The organism is Rahnella sp. ATs2 (genome assembly GCF_051851855.1).
Taxonomy (GTDB): domain Bacteria; phylum Pseudomonadota; class Gammaproteobacteria; order Enterobacterales; family Enterobacteriaceae; genus Rahnella; species Rahnella variigena.
In genome coordinates this window covers 73,023-93,895 of sequence record NZ_JBLYPL010000003.1, presented here as the reverse complement: position 1 = coordinate 93,895, position 20,873 = coordinate 73,023, and the positions used below count along the sequence as shown (strand labels likewise).

Genomic DNA, 20,873 nt, shown 5'->3' with positions numbered 1-20,873 from the left:
CAATACCTGATTAAGGATAATTCCATGAGAGTGTTAACGATGTTGTTAGGGCTGTTTGTCAGCTCATTTGCTGCAACAGCCGCCGATATGTCCAACGGCGCAGATAACTTTTATAAAAGCGATAAAGTGACTCAGCAAAAGGTGACGTTTAAAAACCAGTATCAGATGAATGTGACCGGCAATCTTTTCATGCCAAAAGGCATGAATGAAAGCGCGAAAAATCCGGCCATTGTTATTGGTCATCCTATGGGGGCGGTGAAAGAACAGAGTTCCAATCTGTATGCGCAAAAGCTTGCAGAGCAGGGATTTGTGACGCTGGCGATAGACATCTCTTTCTGGGGCGAAAGCGAAGGTAAACCGCGCAATGCTGTCGCGCCGGATATCTACGCAGAGGATTTCAGCGCTGCTGTGGATTACCTCGGCACGCGCCCGTACATCGACAGAAACCGCATCGGGGTACTGGGGATTTGCGGCAGCGGCAGTTTCGTTATCAGTGCGGCAAAAATTGATCCGCGTATGAAAGCGATTGCGACGGTCAGCATGTATGACATGGGGTCGGCAAATCGTCACGCGCTCAATAATTCGTTAACCCTTGCGCAGCGTAAACAGATCATTGCCGAGGCAGCAGAGCAACGTTACAGCGAGTTCACCGGTGGCGAAACGAAATACACCAGCGGCACACCGCATAAAATTGACGAGAACTCTCCCCCTGTTGCCAAAGAGTTCTACGACTTTTATCGCACTCCGCGCGGCGAGTTTACGCCAAAAGGTTCATCACCGGCGCTGACCACGCACCCGACGCTGACCAGCAATGTGAAATTCATGAACTTCTATCCGTTCAACGATATTGAAACCATTTCACCGCGTCCGATGCTGTTTATCACCGGCGATCAGGCGCATTCAAAAGAATTCAGCGAGGATGCCTATAAACGTGCAGGTCAGCCGAAAGAGTTGTACATCGTTCCGGGTGCCGGTCACGTTGATCTTTACGACCGAACCGATCTGATCCCTTTTGCGAAACTGACCGCGTTCTTTAAAGAAAACCTGAAATAACCCGCGGATTATTAACAGTCCGGGCCTTTGCCCGGACTACACTTTTGCCCGCACCAGCTCATTAAACCGCGTCGTGTACGCCGGTGACAGCATTTCGCGTTTCATCGCCCAGCCGCGCTGGATCCCCTGACCGGCAAACCAGACTTTGCCGACCCCGTCCTTGTGGATCTTGTCCAGCGTAGCCATCAGCTGATCGCTGTTTTTCTTCGGCTGATATTCATCAAACAAATTGAGCTGGGCGATGCCCTGACTGAAAAAGTCACCCAGCATCACACCGCCTTTCTGATAGCGATATCCGGGTTTCCAGATCTGATCGAGACAACGCACGGCGGCGGCGAGAATATCGCGGCTGTCGTGTGTCGGCGTCATCAGTTTGATGCCGGCATGATTGCCGTAATAGGGGACTTTCGGGTCGTGCGGACTGGTTTTCACAAACGCTGACACGTAGCGGCAATACTGATGTTCTCCGCGCAGTTTTTCCGCCGCGCGTACGGCATAATTGCAGATGGCTTCGCGCATATCCTGATACTCCGTAATGCGTTCGCCGAAAGAGCGCGAACAGATAATCTGCTGCTTGGTCGGCACCGATTCTTCAAGCGCCAGACAGGACTCGCCGCGCAGTTCGCGCACGGTACGCTCCAGCACCACACTGAAATGTTTGCGGATCAGCGCCGAAGGGCAGTCGGCAAGTTGCAACGCCGTGGTGATCCCCAGCATATTGAGCTTTTTACTGATGCGCCGCCCCACGCCCCAGACTTCTTCCACCGGCACCAGAGCCATCAGTTTCCGCTGACGCACGGTCTGCGATAAATCCAGCACGCCACCGGTGCCTTTCCAGGTTTTCGCCGCAAAGTTCGCCAGTTTGGCCAGCGTTTTGGTGGGGGCAATCCCCACACCAACGGCCAGATGCGTCTCCTTCCAGAGGGTCTTCTGCACCTGTTTACCGAAATCATGCAACGAGATGCAGTTTTCGATATTAGTGATATCCAGAAAGGCCTCATCAATGGAGTAGATATCCACCGCAGGCGCCAGCCGTTCGAGTGTTTCCATCACGCGGTTCGACATGTCGGCATACAGCGCGTAGTTGGATGAAAACACTGCCACGTTGTGCTGGCGGATCGCGTCGCGTGCCTTAAAAAAAGGCGCGCCCATCGGGATCTGCGCCTTTTTGGCCAGCGCATTGCGGGCAATCACGCAGCCGTCATTGTTGGACAACACAATCACCGGCCGCCCGCGAAGGTCTGGCCGGAACACGGTTTCGCAGCTCGCGTAAAAGGAGTTCACATCAACGAGGGCAAACATGGTTCGGTTGTCGCTTATAAGGTTTCATTCTTCATACCTATAAAATACTGGTTATGTATACAGTATAATCATAAGTGCGGGAAATGGAAAACGCTTAAGGGGTGAGTCGTCAATCAGCCGGGAAATACAAATCAGTTGCTGATCATTGAGTGTCTTACCCAGATTGAAGGTGTCGCCAGCATTCGCTCAAGTTTTGCTCTCAGTCAGGTGAAATACACCACCGCCTTGCCGACGCGGCATTTAAGAAGGTGAGAAGTGAAGATGTGTTCCCGTATTTACCCCAACCGCACAGGGTTATCCACAAAATCTGGGGATAACCCTGTGCAAAGTCTGGCCTGAAAATCAGCAGTGAATTCCTTCAGACCAGTCGGAATAACCTTTCGCGTCACCGCCGTAACAGGTTTCTTTTGCGGCGATGGTCAACTCAGCACCATAACGCAGACGTTTGGGTTGTCTGCCATACTGATTTCTTAATGGTTGACCGGTAGGCTAGTTTTGTGGTTGCATTTTGTGCGATCCATTTTTACCGGGTGTCGCTGCAAAGAATAATGGCGACACATATTTTGAGAAGGAGGCATTAATGACCACGATTTTCATTATCGGCGCGGCGGGTAATATAGGGCGCCGTCTGTCAAAGACGCTTGCAGATAAAGGACATGCTGTTCGTGCGCTTTACCGTAAACCTGAACAGGAACAGACGTTACGTCAGGCAGGGGCCGAACCGGTCAGCGGGAACCTGGCAGAGCTGGATGCCACTACTTTGGCAGCGTACATGAAAGGCAGCGACGTGGTGGTTTTCACCGCCGGGGCCGGTGGCAAAGGCGGACCGGAAATGACCAATGCGGTCGATGGCGAAGGGCTGAAAACCGCGGTCGCGGCGGCGACTCAGGCTGGCGTTTCGCGCTTTTTGCTGGTGTCTGCATTCCCGGAAGCAGGGCGCGGTAAAACGATTTCTGATACGTTTGAAAACTACATGCGCGTCAAAAAAGAAGCCGATGTGGCGCTGGCGCAAAGCGAACTGGACTGGGTGATCTTAAGACCGGGAACATTAGTGGATGACAGCGGTACCGGACTGATTCAGGCCGGACCCGCCATTCCTTACGGCGATATCCCCCGTGATGACGTGGCAGCCACGCTTGCTGAAATCATTGAGCAGCCTGATGTCAGCCGCGTCATCATTGAACTGACTGCGGGAGATGTGCCGGTTCGTCAGGCTGTAGAAAAGATAGCGAAACGCTAAAAGTTTTTGCCACTCCCAGGCGGGCAGAAGAACGTTTGCCCGTCAGGAGAGTGCCGGATCGGAAAGGGGAGCCGGCAGCCTGAATGAAAAGTTTTTTAAATTACCTGTAGACGACCGGTCTAATTGTTGTTAGTGTAGCGACAAGGTTAAGGCGAACGGGCGATATCACACTGCTTTGTTCAGACCGGATCCAAAGGCTTTTCGTAATGGGTTCACAGGTTTTTTTTATCTGATATCTAGACGACTGGTCTACTTAAATCACAATTCACTACGCCGGAGATTTATTATGAAGATTCTTATGGTTCTCACCTCACACGATAAACTGGGTAACACAGGCCGTAAAACAGGTTTCTGGCTGGAAGAGCTGGCCGCACCTTACTATGCATTTAAAGATGCCGGAGCGGAAATTACGCTGGCTTCTCCAGAAGGTGGCAACCCGCCGTTAGATCCAAAAAGCAATGAGCCTGATTTCCAGACTGAACAGACTCACCGCTTCGAGGCCGACGAGCAGGCAACCGCTCAGCTGGCTTCAACGGTTCGTCTCGACAGCGTATCGCAAGCTGATTTCGACGCCGTTTTCTATCCTGGCGGTCACGGTCCGTTGTGGGATCTGGCAGAAGATAAAAATTCTGTCGCCCTGATCGAAGCGTTTCTGGCGGCCGGTAAGCACGTGGCGCTGGTCTGTCATGCACCGGGTGTACTGCGTCATGTTAAAACTTCTGAAGGAAAACCACTGGTTGAAGGTAAAAAAGTGACCGGTTTTACCAACACCGAAGAAGAAGCGGTAGGGCTGACTGACGTGGTGCCTTTCCTGGTGGAAGACGAACTGATAGCCAAAGGCGGTATCTATTCCAAAGGACCAGACTGGGGTTCCTATGTGGTTATCGACGGTCTGCTGATCACCGGTCAAAACCCGGGCTCTTCTGCTGAAGCGGCTGAACTGCTGATTAAGCAACTGGCCGCATAGTCGTTCCTCACGCGGGGTGGCAGGCATGAATGTCGCCCCGCTTAGCAGGTGTCGACCTGTTGTTATTGCGGGGTGGGCGGGTGTATTGTCGTGCGTGAATATGTTGTCCTTTCATTCGCTCATAGACGACTGGTCTAGTTTCTGGTAAATTTGCCCTATGACTACTGCAACTCAACACCATAACAATGACGTCCGCGAGCATATCCTTGCGACAGGCCAGCGTATTATGGCCGGCAAGGGTTTTTCTGCTGTCGGACTGAATGAAATCCTCAAAGACGCGGGCGTGCCCAAAGGGTCTTTCTATCACTATTTTGGCTCGAAAGAGGCTTTTGGTGTGGGAATGCTTGAGCGCTATTTTGAAGACTATCTGGCCGACCTCGACAGAACGCTGAGCCAGCCCGGCCTTAATATGGCGCAGCGACTGATGAATTACTGGCAGCTATGGCGGGAATCTCAGTCATTCTCCGACTGTCAGGGCAAATGCCTCGCCGTGAAACTGGGCGCGGAAGTTGCAGATCTGTCGGATACCATGCGTTTAACGCTGCTTTCCGGCACGGCGGGAATTATCTCGCGTCTGGCGGAAGCATTAGAAACGGGTGTGGCTGAGGGATCTCTGACGATTGATGACACACCACGCACTGTGGCGGAAAGTTTGTATCAGCTCTGGCTGGGTGCCAGCGTGATGGTCAAGATTGTCCGCAACATGAGCCCGTTTGATTCCGCGATGGCGACGACGCAAAAGATTATTCACATCATCTGAAAATAATGCCAGCCATATTAAATGACTGGCATTCGCTTGCGAAAATGATTATTCCGGCAGTTGTGCTAACGCGTTTTTCACTGCATCAGGCATCGAAGGGCGCCCGTTAGTCAGACAGGTTGCCACAAAAGTGGCTTCGGCAAACACCACGCCATCCACTTTGATCTGCTGAACGAAGTTGACGCGGTTACGTTTCTCATTTCTCGCCAGTTCACAGGTTACTTCAACCTGATCGCCTTTTTGCAGGCTTTTACGAAAGCGCAGTGAATACTCCAGCACCATGTACATGTTGCCCTGAGCAAACTCTGCCTCGATATCAATACCCAGCGCTTCGCGCATGTAGGCATGGCGCGTCCATTCCATATAGAAGGGATAATACAAACCATCCACGACACCCTGAAAATCGATATGTTTTTCATCTACTTCATAATGCTTACTAAACATTTGCTGCTCCGTAACCAGTCCATTTTTTTAAACAGGGCATCATATATACAACAGTAAGTTCTTTTGGTAAAAACCAACGTGTTTCAGAATATAAGATCTCTTGTATCAGGATAAAAAATCCCTTTGCGGGAGCCCGTGACTATAGGAAAGAACCCATGCTGAAAGAAAACTTCAACGAACTGCAGATTTTTCTGGTCGTTGCGAGAGAACGAAGTTTTACCAAAGCAGCAGGAAAGCTGGGGGTTTCGCAGTCGGCACTCAGTCATGCCGTTAAGGCGCTGGAAGAACGTTTAAACATCCGCCTTTTGACCCGCACCACCCGAAGTGTGGCACCCACTGAAATCGGCGAGAAGATTATTGCCTGCCTGGAACCACGACTTGCGGATCTCGAGCAGGAGCTGGAAACACTTGTTCAGCTTAACGGCCCGACCTCCGGGAATATCCGCATATCGGCGGGGGAACACTCCGCAAGAAAATTGTTGTGGCCAAAGCTGAAGCCGTTTTTACAAGAATATCCTGAAATCAATGTCGAACTGCATGTGGATAACGGTTTCGTCGATATCGTCGATGGTCGCTACGATGCCGGAGTGCGTCTGGGCGAGAGCGTAGATAAAGATATGATTGCCGTCCGCATCGGTCCGGATTTCCGTATGGTGGTCGTCGGTTCGCCGGACTATTTTGCTGAAAAGGGTATTCCGCAAACTCCGCATGAGCTGCAATACCACAAGTGCATCAATATGCGTCTGCCAACCGCCGGCGGTTTGTACCACTGGGAATTCGAGAAAGAAGGAAAGCCGCTGCGGGTGCGCGTGGAAGGGCAACTGACGTTTAATTTGCTGTCAGAACGAATCGATGCGGTGCTGTCAGGATTTGGACTTGCCTGTGTGCCGGAGGACATGGTTGAGGACCGGGTGAAATCTGGTGAACTGATTCAGGTGCTGGATGCGTGGTGTCCGTCGTTTCCGGGCTATTACCTTTACTACCCGAGCAGAAAACAACATCCGCCAGCTTTTGCGCTGATGATTGATATGCTGCGCTACAACGGATAATACGTCAGCGGCACGAATTTTATCCTTCACAGGTTATGGTTCAGTCCCGCAATACTTTCGAGAAACATACAGCCTCATTCCGGCCGATATAGGGTCCGTAATTCTCTATGAGTACGTATCCATTATTCTTATAAAAATTTACCGCCTTATGGTTAACGTGTCGGGTTTCAAGCCATATCTCTGTATATCCCATGTTTTTCGCGGATGTTTCGAGAAAATTGAGTAAGGCTTTTCCTACCCCAGGGGCGCTTCCATCTGAGAACATTCTTTTAAGTTCGGCGATATTTTCTGTTAACGGTCGGATAGCTCCGCATCCTGTTGCATCGCCTTTTTCGTTTCGTGCCAGCACCCAAAGCGATCTGTCACCATCCATTGAATCTATTGTGAAATTACTTTTTCCACTATCACCCGTTATCGCTGCAAGTTCCGCTGACAATTTTTCTATTAAAGAACAAGAATCTGGCGAAAATGGGTCTGATTTCTCTACTGTTATCATTCGATACCCTCATAAAGTTCTTAGTCAGAATAGAAGATGTTTAAGGTAAATTCCTCATGTTTTATTTGATGATGTTAAATGCCGGATTTCTACAGCTCCACCTGTGATGTTTTCCGTTTTTCTGGCCGATCACTTAAACTGCCCCACACAGGACGGAACATAGGGAAAGTAAGATGCTTTTGCCAGCGACAAGCTTTATAAAAAACGTGTATCAATCGTCATCTGAAGAATGAGTCATCAATTGTTTGTTTCTCTGGATGGGCCCAAGGGTGCCGGTAAAACCACATTGCTGGAGGCCATTACGAAAGTATTAAGGGCAGACAACAAGAAGGTGGTCCGCCTTTGCGAGAAAAAAAGCGATCCATACAGGGGCGAAACAATGGCTCTTGTTAACAAGTTCGCCCGAAATCCCACTCTGGATTTGGAATTAGAGGTTTGTAAGCGCCTTGCTGATAGCCGTGCCTGGATTTCTGAACATGTGCTGACTAAGCAGCCAGCGGACTGCATTATCCTGATGGATCGCTGGTATCCGTCGGATGCCGCATTTCGCCGGATGATCCCTTTTGCAGAGATTTTACAGCTTAACATTGAACGAAAGGTGAGAACGCCAGACCTGCATGTCGGGGTGGTGACTGCGCCTGAAATTTCCTGGGCAAGGGCCGCGTCGCGGTCGCGCGGGCTGGGCAGTACGGTGATTTCTAAGCTGGAAGATCATGTCGCTTGTACCACGGCGTTCGAGCGAGAAGTTGCACATCATGACTGGGTTTTATGCCGCAATGAAGGAACGATCGAAGACGCAACGATGCAGGTCATTTCAGAGATCTACAGGGTGTCCGGCCTCTTACATCCCCGCTTCTAAAAACTCAATAAAGGCTCTGACTTTTGAATTCAGTGCCGAGCGTTCGTTGACGCAGGCATAGATATTCATCGGCAGGGACTCTGCATCGCTGTCGCAGAACAAAGGCGTGAGCCGTCCGCTATCAATCAACGGCTGGGCGATAAAGCTTGCAAGGCGCGCAATGCCGCCGCCGTTTTCTGCTATTTTGGCAATAATATCAATATCATCGCTGATGAATTGCGGATTGAGTTTCGCGTTAACAGGTTGCCCGTTAATCTTAAATGTCCAGGGCAGAAAACGTCCGTCGGTGGGATAACGAAAAACCAGGCAGGCATGCCGGCTCAGTTCCTCGGGAGTCTGCGGGATGCCTGCGCGCGCCAGATAAGCGGGGGCGGCGCAGAATATAAACGGCAAAGAGGCGATTTTTCTGGCAATCAGTTGATCGTTTAGTTGTGCCTCGATGCGGATACTGACGTCTATGCCTTCCAGCCGGTGGTCAACGTTGCGATCGGTGCTGATCAGTTCGACATCAATATCGGGAAATGACGCTTTGAACGCTGGCATCAGTGGTGCGATGACATACCGGCCAAAGGCGGCAGTCGTGGCGATGCACAGCGTCCCTTGTGGTTTGGTTTCAAGCGCAGCAGCCTGCGAAGCGAGATCAATATCATGGGGAATATGACGGACTTTCTCGAAATAGCGTTTACCACTTTCGGTTAATGTCATGCTCCGGGTGGTGCGCGATATCAGGCGTACGCCCAGATGTGTCTCAAGTCGCGACAGGCTCTGGCTCACCGCCGCCGGACTCATCCCTTTACCGCGTGCTGCCGCGGCGATACTGCCGTGTTCCACTACGCGGATAAAATTGCTGATCAGCCCTAACACATCCATAGTCTCTCCCGTGCCCGATTCGTCACTTTTTATTAATAATGATTAAAGCACAACCGCTCTACTACCGTCATGGCTAGCTTGTTAGTTTATCCGCTGTTTCGCAAACCTCCGTTAAACAGGATAACCCGATGACTGACGCAGTGACTAAAAATATCCCACGTATTCGCTTTCCTAAACGTACTTCCCCCTACATTTTTGCGCTGTACATGGCGACCATTATGGCGTTTCTGATGAGTCTGGTGATCACTCTGGCTGAATTTGGCATGGGGCCTCATTACATGGAAAATGTGATGAATGCTTATCAGGTTGCTATGCCCGCGGCCTTTGTCTGCATACTCGTTGTCCGTCCGGTGGTTATCCGGCTGGTGGGATTAACGGTTCACGGTCACTGAGTCATTCAACAGGCTGCCTGGAGATATATAGAAAAGGGCGGGCGTCTCATCTACGCTGTATGAGCTTTGCCCTTTTTGCATTTACAGGAACTGGAAAGATGAAAGTCGACTGGCACAGCGCCTTACTGACACGAACCACGCTTGTGGATAAGCATTACAGAAACACCCAGAATGTTCGTCGTTTCCTGACTGAACAGTGCGGGGAGGATTTTCGCTTCGATCGTGATTTTATGGCCTGGATACGCAATGGAGTGCCAAAAACGCTGGGCGATGTGGCCGATGAGTGGAAGCGCAGGCAGTCACCGTAACGCTGATATTTTAAATTCTGAGTCCCCGATGCTGAGGACTCAGTTCACAAGATCCTCAGTTCATTCCGTTCAGTTTTTCCATCACCTCATCAGATAAATTCAGCCGTGCGCTGGCCAGGTTTTCCTGCAAATGTTCCGGTGATGACGTGCCGGGGATCAGCAAAATATTCGGTGAACGTCTGAGCAACCAGGCCAGCGCGACCTGCATCGGTGTGGCCTGTAAGTCAGCGGCGACTTCATCGAGTTGCGTTGACTGCAGCGGGGAAAATCCGCCGAGCGGGAAGAAAGGCACGTAGGCGATGCCCTGATCCGCCAGCCGGTCCACCAGCGCATCGTCATGGCGGTTGGCCAGGTTATACATATTCTGCACGCAGACAATCGGCGTCAGTTTCTGCGCGTCCTCGACCTGTTTTGCCGTGACATTGCTCAGGCCAATATGACGAACCAGTCCGCGTTCTTTCAGCTTAATCATCGCCTCCAGCTGCGGTTCGAGCGATCCTTCTTTCGGCTGATGGGTATCCAGCATACTGCGCAGATTCACCACTTCCATTGCCTCAAGCCCCAGATTGCGCAGGTTATCTTCCACCGCACTGACCAGTTCCTGTGGCGTAAATGCCGTTAACCAGCCGCCTTTCTCATCCCGGCGCGCACCGACTTTGGTGACGATACACAGATTGTCAGCGTAAGGATGCAGGGCTTTTTTGATCAGCTTATTGGTTTCATGCGGACCGTAGAAATCACTGGTATCGATATGATTCACACCGCTCGCCACCGCATCGCGCAATACCTGAATGGCGCGGGCTTCATCTTTTACCGGACCAAAAACACCCGGACCTGCCAGCTGCATGGCACCGTAACCTAAACGTGCCACTTCGCGGTCGCCGAGACGATAAGTCATTGAGGGTTGTGACATGGGACTCTCCTTTATGTGTGTTCAATGATTGTAGCGCTGCGCTGGCTGTGCAACTATCCGGTGAAATCAGGACAAACTGTACGAGGCTACGCACAATGTCGATGGATATCGCCCTGCTGCACGCAGTGGTTGAGGTGGCAAAAGCCGGAGGATTTCGCGAGGCGGCACGGGTCACCGGCAGTAATGCATCACGGCTCAGCGATGCGGTACGCCGCGCCGAACAACAACTGGGCATCCGGTTATTTCACCGCACCACACGCACGGTGGTTCTGACCGAAGCTGGCAGGGCGCTGATTGAACGACTGCTGCCCGCTATGAATGAAGTGAATGCCGCGCTGGATGCGCTCAACCGTTACCGCCACACGCCCGGCGGAATATTGCGTCTGAATGTGCCGGTCAGCGCCACGCGGCTGGTTTTACCTGCCTTAGTGCCGGAGTTTTTACAGCGCTATCCCGATATCCAGCTGGAAATCATCGCCGAAAGTAATGTGCAGGATGTGTTTCGTGACGGCTGCGACGCCGGTATCCGCTATGACGAACGTCTGGAGCAGGACATGGTGGCGATCCCCATTGGTCCGCGTATTCAGCGCTACGCCGCTGCCGCATCACCGGCATATCTTGATGTCCATGGCAGGCCGTCGCATCCGCGGGATCTGATCCCGCATCGCTGTCTGCGCGGACGCTATGCCAGCGGCATCATGCCCGACTGGGAATTCGAGCGTGAAGGCGAAACCGTCAGCGTGCAGGTGAGCGGTCCGCTGGTGGTCAGCGTGGGTGGCGCGGTCGATCTGGCGGTGGAAGCAGCGATTGCAGGAACGGGGATCATTTATCTGTTTGAAGAGTGGCTGCGACCCGCCATCACCAGCGGAAAACTCGAGCCCCTGTTGCAGCCATGGTGGCTGTCTTTTTCCGGTCCGTGGCTTTATTACAACGATCGCCGTCTGATCCCCGCGCCTTTACAGGCATTCATTGATTTTGTGCGCGAAGACAATTTGCGCCGGGAAAACTCACTCTGAGCCTGGCGCTGCCTGTGTGGTCGCCGCCGGATGATATGAAGAGGGCGGCTGCCCGGTCACGCGCCGGAACATGGTGGAAAAAGACGAGCCGTTGTCGTATCACGGCGTCAGGTTCTTCTGGCATGCTCTTTACCCGCCGGTGTATTCCAGCCGTGCCCGACGTTCTGCGTGCCCGGATTTATGTCATCTTGCTGCTGGCGGTGCTGATGGCGATGGCTATTTGAAAATACGAATAATTAACACAACCATAATATAATCCACGACTATTACCCATGAAGGATATATTTATCCAAAGTTCATAAATAACATTTACCTTAATAAAGGTATAGACCGGACTTGTTTAACTCTTATTTAGTTTTCCCACCTCAGAATAATAGTATTAAAAATATCCTTTATACACACTGAAGAGATATTAAATAAATTCAGTTCATCGGTAACAGGTACGAATTTTTCCGGTGGTTCAATACATTATCTGAGGCTGGAATAATCATCTTATGCGTAGAGTTAACCGGGTAAATATTTTATGGCTTCTGGCCTTTACGGGGCCAGGGGCGGCTAAAAATGATGCCAGCGAACTGAGTTTGTACTCAATCAATACCGGTTCATTTGTTTACCATATGACGGGTAATGTCGGGGATTACAACGAAATTTTCAAGAATAAGTTCTTTTCCGTTGAGCGTAAATTCTCTCAGGAGTCGAAGAACAGTATGCTCGTGGGCACGATGAAAAACAGTTTTAACGATCGCTGTTTGTCGATGGGTATGAGAAGGGATTTACACGAAATCAATTCCAGGTGGATGATAAAAGGGGTCTATGCCTACACCGGTGAGTTCTTTGCAAAAGCGTTCAGTGACTGCGGCAATCACGGGTCATATCATGATTTTAAAAAAGTCACCGGCATCGGTTTTTCGCCTTACATCTACCACGCTCTCCAGTACAATCCGACCACTTTCTTCGGCGTTGAAGCGGGGATTATTGCGCCTGACATTTTTGCAACCAGTATCCAGTGGAGCTTCCGATAAGGTTCTGACATAAATAGTTTTTTTCAATGCGATAACGCCTCCCTATATACCGAAAATACCTTTCGGTTCTCCTCCTGATATTCTTTTTATTCACTGCGTCTATACTCAAATTCAGGCTGATGCTGTTCGATTTTCAATACTGTTTTTTCATTAAGGCGGTGGCTGACGTGCTTAAGAAAACTTTCGGGCTTTCATGCCTTCCGTTATTAGTAGCCCTGCCTGCGAGCCAGGCAGATCAATTAAACTTATATTCGATTAACACCGGATCCTTCGTTTATCACCTGACCGGTAACCACGGGCAATATACCGAGAAATTTGATAACGATTTCTATTCGGTTGAGAGAAAATTCTCTGAAGATTCAAAGTATAGTGTGTTAGTCGGGACGATGAAAAACAGCTTTGATGACCGCTGTATCGCCATAGGGATGCGGCGCGACTGGGCGGAGAGCAACACGGGTTGGGTGTTCAAAGGCGTGTACGGTTACACCGGTGAGTTCTTTTTTGATGCCTTCAAACACTGCGGCGATGATGGATCTTATGCCGATTTCAAGAAAGTCACCGGCATTGGCTTTTCACCGTATATTTATCACGCCATTCAATACAACTTCACTGATTATTTCGGCGTTGAAAGCGGGATTATTATCCCTTCAGTTTTTGTGATCACCGTGCAATGGAGTTTTAGATAACGCCCCACGCTCAACCCAGCAATCCCAGATGTTCGACCAGAATCGATGTGCCGATGCCAATCAGTACCACGCCACCGAGGATTTCCGCCCATTTACCGATCGCCGCACCGAGAAAACGGCCCAGCAACATACCGGACGTTGCCATGATGGTGGTGGCCGCGCCAATAGTCAGCGCCATCACCAGAATATTCACCTGAAGGAACGCCAGCCCGACGCCGACGGCCATTGCATCCAGACTGGTCGCGACGGCGGTGGTGACCAGCAGCCAGAAGCCGTGGCGACGCGGTGCTTCTGTCTCTTCTGCGGTATCTTTTTTAAAGGCTTCCACAATCATACGGATACCGAGGATCAGCAGCAGGGTGAACGCCACCCAGTGATCCCAGCTCATAATAAACTGGCTGGCCGCCAGACCAATACCCCAGCCGATGACCGGCGTAATCGCTTCGATCACACCAAAAATGAGCCCGGTACGTAATGCCTCTTTAAAGGGCGGACGGTGCAGTGCTGCGCCTTTACCGATTGCTGCTGCGAACGCATCCATGGACATGCCGAACGCCAGAATGAGGATTGTGTAAAGTTGCATAAAACAGACCAGTCAGGCCTTCATGAAGAAAAAAGGCTGTTTATTAAAAGATGCGCGCAGTTTGCCACAGAACTTAAAATAAAAAAACCATAACTTTCAATGTGTTATAGTATTGGTTAAGAATGTTAGCACAGGCTATATTTGGTTGAAATGCCCGCAAATTGCTGAAAATGGCATCGGCAGGAATGAAAAACATCAATCATCATAACGATTTATCGCGAGCCGGTTTTATTCACGGAATCTCACCTGCGAAGGCTCGCGCTTCCTCATCGTGCGGCGTAAACAATAAACGTCACTACGCCAAATATCTCCAGCGACTCTTCATCCTGGAAAGTGATCGGCTGATAATTCGGATTCATCGGTACCAGTTGCAGCACCGGATGAGTCCGCAATTTTTTTACTGTGAATTCCCCGTCCACCGCCGCCACTACGATATCGCCATCAACCGCTGTCAGGGCGCTGTCCACCACCAGCAAATCGCCTTCGTTGACGTTGGCATCGCTCATCGAGTGGCCGGAAACACGGATAAAATAGGTCGCGCTGGGATGGGCAATCAGCAGCTTGTTCAGATCGATACGCGACTCCACGTAATCCTGCGCCGGAGACGGAAAGCCGCAAGGCACGCGATCCAGGAATAACGGCAGGGTGATTTTTTGCAGATGTTCTGCGGGTGTGTACAACATCATACTCATTTCTCGAGACACTGGTTTTATATACAGTATTCACGCTGAAGGGGCACGGATCAAGCCTGTCAGATGAAGAAAATCCTATCTGCCTGTGCGGACAGAAAATTTAGTGTTCCGCCTATATCCTGTTTCACGACGTACAACGGCGTTCAGACCGGGAGACAATAAAATTATGAGGTTTGTAATTTATTCGAGCTATTTTTAGACAGTAAACAATTGCCCTGTGCAAACTGCACACAAAATAAAGTGTTAAAAGATATTATTTTTAGAAAATTAAAATTTCTACGTATTATGGTGTCACATGAAATTTTTAATTATTTAATAGAGGTAGAGAAGTTTCTATAAATGTGTGCTTTTCATAAGTAAATAAATGTAATGTATTTATAATGTCATGATTTAATTGATTTAATTTTAATTAAATAAAGTTAATATATTAGTAAGCAGAAAGATATTTAAAAAGAAAAAGCAATTGTCTATCCTTGCCACTGTATTTTAATTACCTCCCCTCTATTATGGTGATTTATCTGTGAGCAATACACAACATAAACTTAGCAAAGCTCGCCCTCCTCGCGTTCAAATAACCTATGACGTAGAAGTTGGCGGCGCTGAATCCAAAAAAGAATTGCCTTTAGTCATGGGCGTTATTGGTGATTTTGCCAAAGATGAAATGTCTCTGCGCGATCGTCGTTTCACACATATTGATAAAGACAACTTTAACAATGTGATGGAAGGCATGAGCCCGGCAATTGACATGTTGATCGAAAGCACATTACCGGAAAAAGAAGGTCAGATGGCCGTTTCGCTGGAATTTAACTGTATGGATGATTTCTCGCCTGAGAATGTGGCTATGCAAGTTGAGCCTCTGCGCAAACTGCTTGAATTACGTGAACAATTGAGCGATTTGCGTAACCGCACAGCCAGCAATGATCGCCTGAAAGAACAGTTGGTTGAATTGCTTGAGAGCCTGAATAAAGACGCAGAACCTGCAAAAGGAGATGCTGAATGAGTGATATTCAGGTCATGAATACCTCAGCGCCGGCTGAGCAATCAAATGATTATCTTGATCAGATCATCGATAATACTCAGGCTATTCGCCGGGAATCTGATCGGCATAAAGTAAAAACGCAGCTGGATAACTTCCTGTCTGAAGTGGCATCCGGTGCGGTCATTGTGTCTAATGATCTGGTGGGAAGCATTGAAGCCCGCATTGCCGCCATTGATGAATTGTTATCTTCCCAGGTCAGCAAAATTATCCAGGCGCCGGAATTTCAGCGTATGGAATCCTCCTGGCGCGGTCTGCACAAGCTTGTGCAAAGCAGCGTGACAGAAAATACCAAAGTGCGCGTTTTTAACTGCACGAAGAAAGAACTGCTGCGTGATTTTAAATCAGCCTCTGATTTTGATCAGTCTTCCTTATTTAAAAGCATTTATGAAAGCGAATACGGCACCTTTGGGGGCGATCCTTATTCTGCTTTTGTCGGTGATTTCGAATTTGATTCCATGCCGGAAGACCTGCAATTGCTGGAACAGATTTCTCATGTCGCTGCCGCAGCACATGCACCTTTCCTGAGTGCCGCGAATCCAGGCATGTTCGGTATGGGCTCGTATTCTGAGATGCCGCGTCCGCGTGATCTGGGCAAGTTATTTGATACCTCTGATTATGCCCGCTGGAAATCATTCCGCCAGAGCGACGACTCCCGTTATGTTGGCTTAACACTGCCGCGTGTTATCGGGCGCCTGCCTTATGGCGCTAAAACCGTGTCTGTAGAGGCCTTCAATTTCGAAGAAAAAATTGCAGAAAACAATGATGGTGCAAGCTACCTATGGGTGAATGCCGCGTATGAATTAGCGGGCCGTATGGTCGAAGCTTTCGAAGAACATGGCTGGTGCGCTGCGATCCGCGGTGTCGAAGGCGGTGGTCTGGTCAAATCCTTGCCGACCTATAACTATATTTCGCAAACTGGCGAAAAAGTCATGCAATGCCCGACTGAAGTAGCGATTTCCGATCGTCGCGAAAAAGAATTAGCCGATCTGGGCTTTATTCCGTTGGTTTATTGCAAAGGCACGGATTATGCGGCGTTCTTCGCTGTGCAATCAACAAATAAACCGCGCAAATATGATTCTGAACTGGCTAATGCGAATGCTAAATTGTCCAGTCAGTTGCAATATATTATGACAACGTCGCGCTTTGCTCATTATTTAAAATCCATCGTGCGCGATAAAGTGGGCAGTTTTATGTCCAAATCTGAATGCCAGCATTTCCTGCAGAATTGGATCAACCAATATGTGGTGGGTTCCGACAATGTAGGGCCAACAATTAAAGCCAGTCATCCATTGCGTGAGGCAGTTGTGGAAGTTGTTGATGTCCCAGGTTCACCAGGCAGTTATCGCGCCGTTGCGTATTTGAAACCGCATTTCCAGCTTGAAGGTCTCAGCATGTCGCTGCGTCTGGTAGCGGAACTCCCTGCATCAACCGGTGCATAAATATTTAATCAACACTATAAGGAAATACCATGGCTACTGAATCCCTTTTTATGCAAATTGAAGGCGTTAAAGGCACCGTAAGTAATAAAGGTTTTGAGGGTTGGATTGCTGTTGAGAATATGAACTTCGGTGTGTATTGCTCTGCAAAAATCGATAATGCCAGCGGTCAGGTAAACAGCGATGGCGTGAATTTTGATGCGATTTCATTCTCAAAAGTAATGGACACCACTTCAACGCAACTGGCTAACATGGTTGCTCAGGGCACCAATCTTAAACAAATCTCCATTGTTAAAGCATTGTTCCAGGGCGAAAAAATGGTTCAGGCGTTGAAACTGACCTACAAAAACTGTGTGCTGACCAGCTACAACTTTGCTGCTTACTCTGAAGGTGAAGTGCCGAGTGAAAATCTGAGCTTCGTCTTTGGTCAGATGACATTCGAAACCAATATGGTTGAGCCAGACGGTAAAACCAGCAAACAAGGTCCTGTGGGCTGGAATTTGGTTGAGAATACCAAGCTGTAATTTTTCAAATCATCAGTGCATGTTTCGACATGCACTGTTTCACGGTGTTTTAATGAAAAGTTTATTACAGCAATTATCTGATGATAATCCGAAAGACCAAAATTGTCCTGATGTGGCCGAAGACAAAAGCAGCATGTTAATTGAAGAGATATTGCTGCTTTTGTCTTCACGCCCCAGAAGTTATCGAATTGATAAAACGCCATTAATTAATGAATCCATTCTTAATTATGGTGTGAGTGATGTATTTGCCAGCGATACACCTCGCCTTGAACGTAATGCCATTATGCAGTCCCGTATTGAAATTGCATTGCAACGATTTGAACCGAGGTTGAAAAATATCCGCGTTACGCCAGGAAATGAGCAAGGAAGTTTGTGTTCATTCATCATTGACGCTGAGACTTCTGCTGGTGAAGTTCGCTACCGGCTTATATGGGACGATGTTATCAGTCAATTTTCTCTGCGTGAATGACAGGTATTAATTATGTTAGCGAAAAAATTAATTTCTTATTATCAGAATGAACTCGCTTACCTGAAAACGCAGGGAAAGGCCTTCGCACGCCATTTTCCCAAGGTCGCCAGACGTTTAGGCATGTCAGAAGGAACATCAGAAGATCCGCATATTGAGCGAATGATCGAGTCTTTTGCCCTGGTGACTGCCCAAATTCAGCAGCGACTTGATGAGGATATGCCGGAAGTCACTGATGCATTACTGACGGTTCTGGCACCGCAGTTTCTGCGTCCTTTTCCTTCGGTGTGCATCGTGCAAATGTTGCCGGATAGTAAGGTGAGTGCGCTGACGGCCAGTAACCCTATCGACGCCGGTACCGCGTTATATTCCCGTCCGGTCAACGGGCAGATTTGTCGTTTTCGCACCACCTATCCGGTGACACTTCAGCCGGTCAGTCTTCACAAAGCCAGTCTGCATCTTGATGATGATGACATGAGCTGGAGTCTGAAAATGCAGCTGTCAGTCTGGCCTGGCGCTACGCTGACGGCGGAGACGCTGAGGATCCATCTGCGTGGTACCAGCACCATCGTTAACATCTTATATACCTTGCTGTGCAGTGAAGTGGAGAGTCTGTCTCTTTTTGCGCAAGACCACTGTCATACCTTGTCGCCGCAGGCGATACATGCCGTGGGCTTTGGCGAGGATGAAGGGTTGTTGTCCGGGGATTCACGGGTTTCGCCGACGCACAGTTTGTTGCAGGACTATTTTTTCTTCCCGCAAAAGTTTCATTTTATTGATATGCCGCTGCCCGCGGCAATGGTCGCTGGCGGACAGACAGAATTGTCACTGGTGGTGAAATTTAATCGCTGCGCGATGGCGCGCCAGCTAGAAAAGATAGCCGGTACGGTGGATGAAAATCTGTTCCTGCTCAATTGCACCCCTGCCATTAACCTGTTCGCGCACCGTGCTGAGCCGATTTCGCCTGACCATGAAACCGCTGAATATCCGGTGATCCCGGACATCCGTTATCAGGATGCGATGGAAGTCTGGTCTGTGGACAGCGTCAGTGCGATGCGTAAGCAGGGCAATGAAACACGCTCCCGTCCCATCTATCCGCTGTTTGGGCTGGATCATTCGGCCAGCGACGGTGAGTCCGGGCTTTTCTGGCAATGTATGCGTCGTGAAACCCTGCTCAATGAGGGCGTGGCGTCCACGTTGTTTATCGCTTTTTCTGACCGGGGAGAAAAACCGCTGGTGCCGGGCTGCGATATTGTCAGTCTGAGTCTGTCCTGTACCAACCGGGATGTGCCCGCCGCTATGCGTAATGGCGATCCTGACGGCGATTTTGAATCAGAACTGCCGATTGCGGGCATGAAAATTATCGCGCTGACACGCCCGACGTTGCCGGTCAGACCGCCAGTGAAACAGGCTACTCGCTGGCGTCTTATTTCTCAGCTTTCGCTCAATCATATGCTGATCAGTGGGCCGGAAGGCGCACGCGTTCTTAAAGAGTCGCTGGCGTTGTACAACTTTACGGATAACCCGGGCATTAGCCGTCTGATTAATCTGATTAAAAGCGTCAGTGCCAGCCCCGTTGTCGCCCGCCTGAATCCACAGGATCCCCGTTCAATGGCGCGCGGCATTGAAATTCGTATGACTTTTGCCGGTGAGGCTGCCGAAGAGGTTGAGTATTTTTTGTTGTGCCGTTTTATCGACTGCTTCCTGGCGCTGTATTCCCCAGTCAACAGCTTTACCCGCGTAGTGACCTGCATCGATGGCCGCGATGAAACAGCATGCACCTGGCCCGTTCGCGCGGGACGACTGTTATGGATCTGAATAAAATTCTCAGCCCACATAACTTTTTCCAGCAGGTGCGCACCATGTTGCGCAGGCTGACACGTGGGCAGGGGACTGACAGCAAGCAGGTGCTCGAAGAACAGCTTTATTTCGTTTCGCCGCTCTCGCTGGATGCGCCGAGAGGTGAAATTACCGCAGTGATACCGCTCGAAGAGCAGCGCTGGCAGGTTGAAGTGTCAGGACACGGGCTGACGGGAACACTGGGCGCATTGCCGACGGTGTATACCGAATGGATGATTGAGCGTTACTACCGGCACGGGGATGTGACCGCCAAGGCTTTCCTCGATATTTTTAATCACCGGTTACATAGCCTGCGCTATCTCGCGTGGCAGAAATATCACTACTACGCGATGGCAGAATTCTGCGTAACACGGCCGCTAAGTTCGGCGCTGCGTGCGTTATCTGGCGTGACAAACAGCTCGCCTTCATTACAGCAGGAGCAATTTGCCGACCTTTTTTCGCATTCAGTCCGCTCCATGCTCAATTTTGAAACCTGGCTTAAGCACCGGTTCTCGGTCGGCGTGAAAGTCACGCCTTTTACCGGCGGATGGCAAGCGATGGAACCTGCGCTTTGTTGCTGTCTGGGGAATCCGGCTCAACCGCTGGCGGTCGCCCCGATGTTGGGCGGTGTCTACTGGGACCGGCAGGCACATTTTACGGTCACTCTGGGACCCGTGCCGATGCATAACGCGGGTCAGTATTTACCAAAGGGAAAGCATTACCAAAAGTTATGGTCGCATATTCGCGAATATGTCGGTGAGGGACTGGATTTCGACATCGACCTGCTTATTGAGAATAAATCAAACGTCGTTACGCCATTGGGGAACGGGCAACTCGGGCTGGATATTTGCCTTGGTGCTTCTCCGGCGGCTGAGCTGCATAAAATTCGTTTACCCGTCTGCCGGGAAGGAAAATAG

At 49.9% G+C, this 20,873-nt stretch carries 24 protein-coding genes and 2 pseudogenes; 18 read left to right on the top strand and 8 right to left on the bottom strand.

Annotation, left to right across the window (positions count from 1 at the left end):
* The first annotated feature begins 24 nt into the window (after positions 1-24).
* The gene (locus ACJY2G_RS03630) at positions 25-1,053 is read left to right on the top strand and encodes an alpha/beta hydrolase (protein WP_217173866.1); all 1,029 of its coding nucleotides are present in this window, start codon (positions 25-27) and stop codon (positions 1,051-1,053) included.
* A gap of 36 nt (positions 1,054-1,089) precedes the next feature.
* On the opposite strand, the gene umuC is transcribed toward ACJY2G_RS03630, so the two are convergent.
* Positions 1,090-2,355, bottom strand: a complete 1,266-nt coding sequence (umuC, locus tag ACJY2G_RS03625; protein WP_439291275.1) for a translesion error-prone DNA polymerase V subunit UmuC — start codon at positions 2,353-2,355, stop codon at positions 1,090-1,092.
* 580 nt (positions 2,356-2,935) lie between these two features.
* On the opposite strand from umuC, the gene ACJY2G_RS03620 reads away from it, so the two are divergent.
* From ACJY2G_RS03620 to ACJY2G_RS03610, 3 genes are all read left to right on the top strand, one after another.
* Entirely contained in the window at positions 2,936-3,595 is a 660-nt protein-coding gene (locus ACJY2G_RS03620; protein WP_439291273.1) for an SDR family oxidoreductase, read from the top strand.
* A 286-nt stretch (positions 3,596-3,881) separates the two neighbouring features.
* Positions 3,882-4,562 carry a type 1 glutamine amidotransferase domain-containing protein gene (locus ACJY2G_RS03615; RefSeq protein ID WP_439291271.1) on the top strand — a complete coding sequence of 227 codons (681 nt, stop codon included), beginning with the start codon at positions 3,882-3,884 and terminating at the stop codon, positions 4,560-4,562.
* A gap of 157 nt (positions 4,563-4,719) precedes the next feature.
* Positions 4,720-5,322, top strand: a complete 603-nt coding sequence (locus ACJY2G_RS03610) for a TetR/AcrR family transcriptional regulator (protein WP_112286564.1) — start codon at positions 4,720-4,722, stop codon at positions 5,320-5,322.
* Positions 5,323-5,370: 48 nt separating this feature from the next.
* Here ACJY2G_RS03610 and ACJY2G_RS03605 read toward each other — a convergent pair whose 3' ends face one another.
* A complete protein-coding gene (locus ACJY2G_RS03605) occupies positions 5,371-5,766 on the bottom strand; it encodes an acyl-CoA thioesterase (protein ID WP_112286565.1) in 396 nt (131 codons plus the stop codon).
* A gap of 155 nt (positions 5,767-5,921) precedes the next feature.
* Between ACJY2G_RS03605 and ACJY2G_RS03600 the strand changes: the two genes are divergently transcribed.
* Positions 5,922-6,815, top strand: coding sequence for a LysR family transcriptional regulator (locus ACJY2G_RS03600; protein ID WP_439291269.1), 894 nt, complete (start codon positions 5,922-5,924; stop codon positions 6,813-6,815).
* 40 nt (positions 6,816-6,855) lie between these two features.
* On the opposite strand, the gene ACJY2G_RS03595 is transcribed toward ACJY2G_RS03600, so the two are convergent.
* Positions 6,856-7,311: a GNAT family N-acetyltransferase gene (locus tag ACJY2G_RS03595; RefSeq protein ID WP_439291267.1), complete on the bottom strand. Its 456-nt coding sequence runs from the start codon at positions 7,309-7,311 to the stop codon at positions 6,856-6,858.
* A gap of 229 nt (positions 7,312-7,540) precedes the next feature.
* On the opposite strand from ACJY2G_RS03595, the gene ACJY2G_RS03590 reads away from it, so the two are divergent.
* Positions 7,541-8,170: a dTMP kinase gene (locus ACJY2G_RS03590; protein WP_430319551.1), complete on the top strand. Its 630-nt coding sequence runs from the start codon at positions 7,541-7,543 to the stop codon at positions 8,168-8,170.
* Here the strand turns inward: ACJY2G_RS03590 and ACJY2G_RS03585 are convergent.
* Positions 8,153-9,040, bottom strand: a complete 888-nt coding sequence (locus tag ACJY2G_RS03585; protein ID WP_430319552.1) for a LysR family transcriptional regulator — start codon at positions 9,038-9,040, stop codon at positions 8,153-8,155. The two genes, ACJY2G_RS03590 and ACJY2G_RS03585, sit on opposite strands and share 18 nt — an antisense overlap.
* Before the next feature lie 128 nt (positions 9,041-9,168).
* On the opposite strand from ACJY2G_RS03585, the gene ACJY2G_RS03580 reads away from it, so the two are divergent.
* Both ACJY2G_RS03580 and ACJY2G_RS03575 read left to right on the top strand, forming a co-directional pair.
* A complete protein-coding gene (locus ACJY2G_RS03580; protein ID WP_112286570.1) occupies positions 9,169-9,432 on the top strand; it encodes a DUF2798 domain-containing protein in 264 nt (87 codons plus the stop codon).
* Positions 9,433-9,530: 98 nt separating this feature from the next.
* Positions 9,531-9,740 (top strand): DUF6434 domain-containing protein, encoded by a 210-nt coding sequence (locus ACJY2G_RS03575; protein ID WP_112286571.1) that lies wholly within the window; start codon positions 9,531-9,533, stop codon positions 9,738-9,740.
* A 55-nt stretch (positions 9,741-9,795) separates the two neighbouring features.
* On the opposite strand, the gene ACJY2G_RS03570 is transcribed toward ACJY2G_RS03575, so the two are convergent.
* Positions 9,796-10,653, bottom strand: a complete 858-nt coding sequence (locus ACJY2G_RS03570) for an aldo/keto reductase family oxidoreductase (protein WP_430319553.1) — start codon at positions 10,651-10,653, stop codon at positions 9,796-9,798.
* Between the two features lie 95 nt (positions 10,654-10,748).
* Between ACJY2G_RS03570 and ACJY2G_RS03565 the strand changes: the two genes are divergently transcribed.
* On the top strand, positions 10,749-11,669 hold the full coding sequence (locus ACJY2G_RS03565) for a LysR family transcriptional regulator (RefSeq protein ID WP_120162295.1): 921 nt from the start codon (positions 10,749-10,751) through the stop codon (positions 11,667-11,669).
* Here ACJY2G_RS03565 and ACJY2G_RS03560 read toward each other — a convergent pair.
* A pseudogene (locus ACJY2G_RS03560) lies at positions 11,661-11,768 on the bottom strand (hypothetical protein); the annotation flags it as partial. The gene ACJY2G_RS03565 and the pseudogene ACJY2G_RS03560 overlap by 9 nt on opposite strands.
* Before the next feature lie 26 nt (positions 11,769-11,794).
* Between ACJY2G_RS03560 and ACJY2G_RS03555 the strand changes: the two are divergent.
* The 3 genes and pseudogenes from ACJY2G_RS03555 to ACJY2G_RS03545 all read left to right on the top strand — a co-directional run.
* Positions 11,795-11,893: pseudogene (locus ACJY2G_RS03555) on the top strand (sulfite exporter TauE/SafE family protein); the annotation flags it as partial.
* A gap of 270 nt (positions 11,894-12,163) precedes the next feature.
* Positions 12,164-12,691 (top strand): hypothetical protein, encoded by a 528-nt coding sequence (locus tag ACJY2G_RS03550; protein ID WP_430319554.1) that lies wholly within the window; start codon positions 12,164-12,166, stop codon positions 12,689-12,691.
* A gap of 215 nt (positions 12,692-12,906) precedes the next feature.
* Positions 12,907-13,377, top strand: coding sequence for a hypothetical protein (locus ACJY2G_RS03545; RefSeq protein ID WP_430319655.1), 471 nt, complete (start codon positions 12,907-12,909; stop codon positions 13,375-13,377).
* Positions 13,378-13,387: 10 nt separating this feature from the next.
* On the opposite strand, the gene mntP is transcribed toward ACJY2G_RS03545, so the two are convergent.
* Together mntP and umuD are read right to left on the bottom strand one after the other, a co-directional pair.
* On the bottom strand, positions 13,388-13,960 hold the full coding sequence (gene mntP / locus ACJY2G_RS03540; RefSeq protein WP_120162296.1) for a manganese efflux pump MntP: 573 nt from the start codon (positions 13,958-13,960) through the stop codon (positions 13,388-13,390).
* 266 nt (positions 13,961-14,226) lie between these two features.
* Positions 14,227-14,646, bottom strand: coding sequence for a translesion error-prone DNA polymerase V autoproteolytic subunit (umuD, locus tag ACJY2G_RS03535; RefSeq protein ID WP_120162297.1), 420 nt, complete (start codon positions 14,644-14,646; stop codon positions 14,227-14,229).
* Between the two features lie 526 nt (positions 14,647-15,172).
* Here umuD and tssB point away from each other — a divergent pair.
* The 6 genes from tssB to tssG are packed head-to-tail and all read left to right on the top strand — an operon-like array spanning position 15,173 to position 20,873.
* Positions 15,173-15,652 (top strand): type VI secretion system contractile sheath small subunit, encoded by a 480-nt coding sequence (gene tssB / locus ACJY2G_RS03530; RefSeq protein WP_120162298.1) that lies wholly within the window; start codon positions 15,173-15,175, stop codon positions 15,650-15,652.
* Positions 15,649-17,130, top strand: coding sequence for a type VI secretion system contractile sheath large subunit (gene tssC, locus ACJY2G_RS03525; RefSeq protein ID WP_120162299.1), 1,482 nt, complete (start codon positions 15,649-15,651; stop codon positions 17,128-17,130). Before tssB ends, tssC begins: the two co-directional genes overlap by 4 nt.
* Before the next feature lie 29 nt (positions 17,131-17,159).
* On the top strand, positions 17,160-17,651 hold the full coding sequence (locus ACJY2G_RS03520) for an Hcp family type VI secretion system effector (RefSeq protein WP_120162300.1): 492 nt from the start codon (positions 17,160-17,162) through the stop codon (positions 17,649-17,651).
* A gap of 52 nt (positions 17,652-17,703) precedes the next feature.
* Positions 17,704-18,120 carry a GPW/gp25 family protein gene (locus ACJY2G_RS03515; protein ID WP_430319555.1) on the top strand — a complete coding sequence of 139 codons (417 nt, stop codon included), beginning with the start codon at positions 17,704-17,706 and terminating at the stop codon, positions 18,118-18,120.
* Between the two features lie 12 nt (positions 18,121-18,132).
* Positions 18,133-19,935 carry a type VI secretion system baseplate subunit TssF gene (tssF, locus tag ACJY2G_RS03510; RefSeq protein WP_430319556.1) on the top strand — a complete coding sequence of 601 codons (1,803 nt, stop codon included), beginning with the start codon at positions 18,133-18,135 and terminating at the stop codon, positions 19,933-19,935.
* Positions 19,926-20,873: a type VI secretion system baseplate subunit TssG gene (gene tssG / locus ACJY2G_RS03505; RefSeq protein ID WP_430319557.1), complete on the top strand. Its 948-nt coding sequence runs from the start codon at positions 19,926-19,928 to the stop codon at positions 20,871-20,873. Before tssF ends, tssG begins: the two co-directional genes overlap by 10 nt.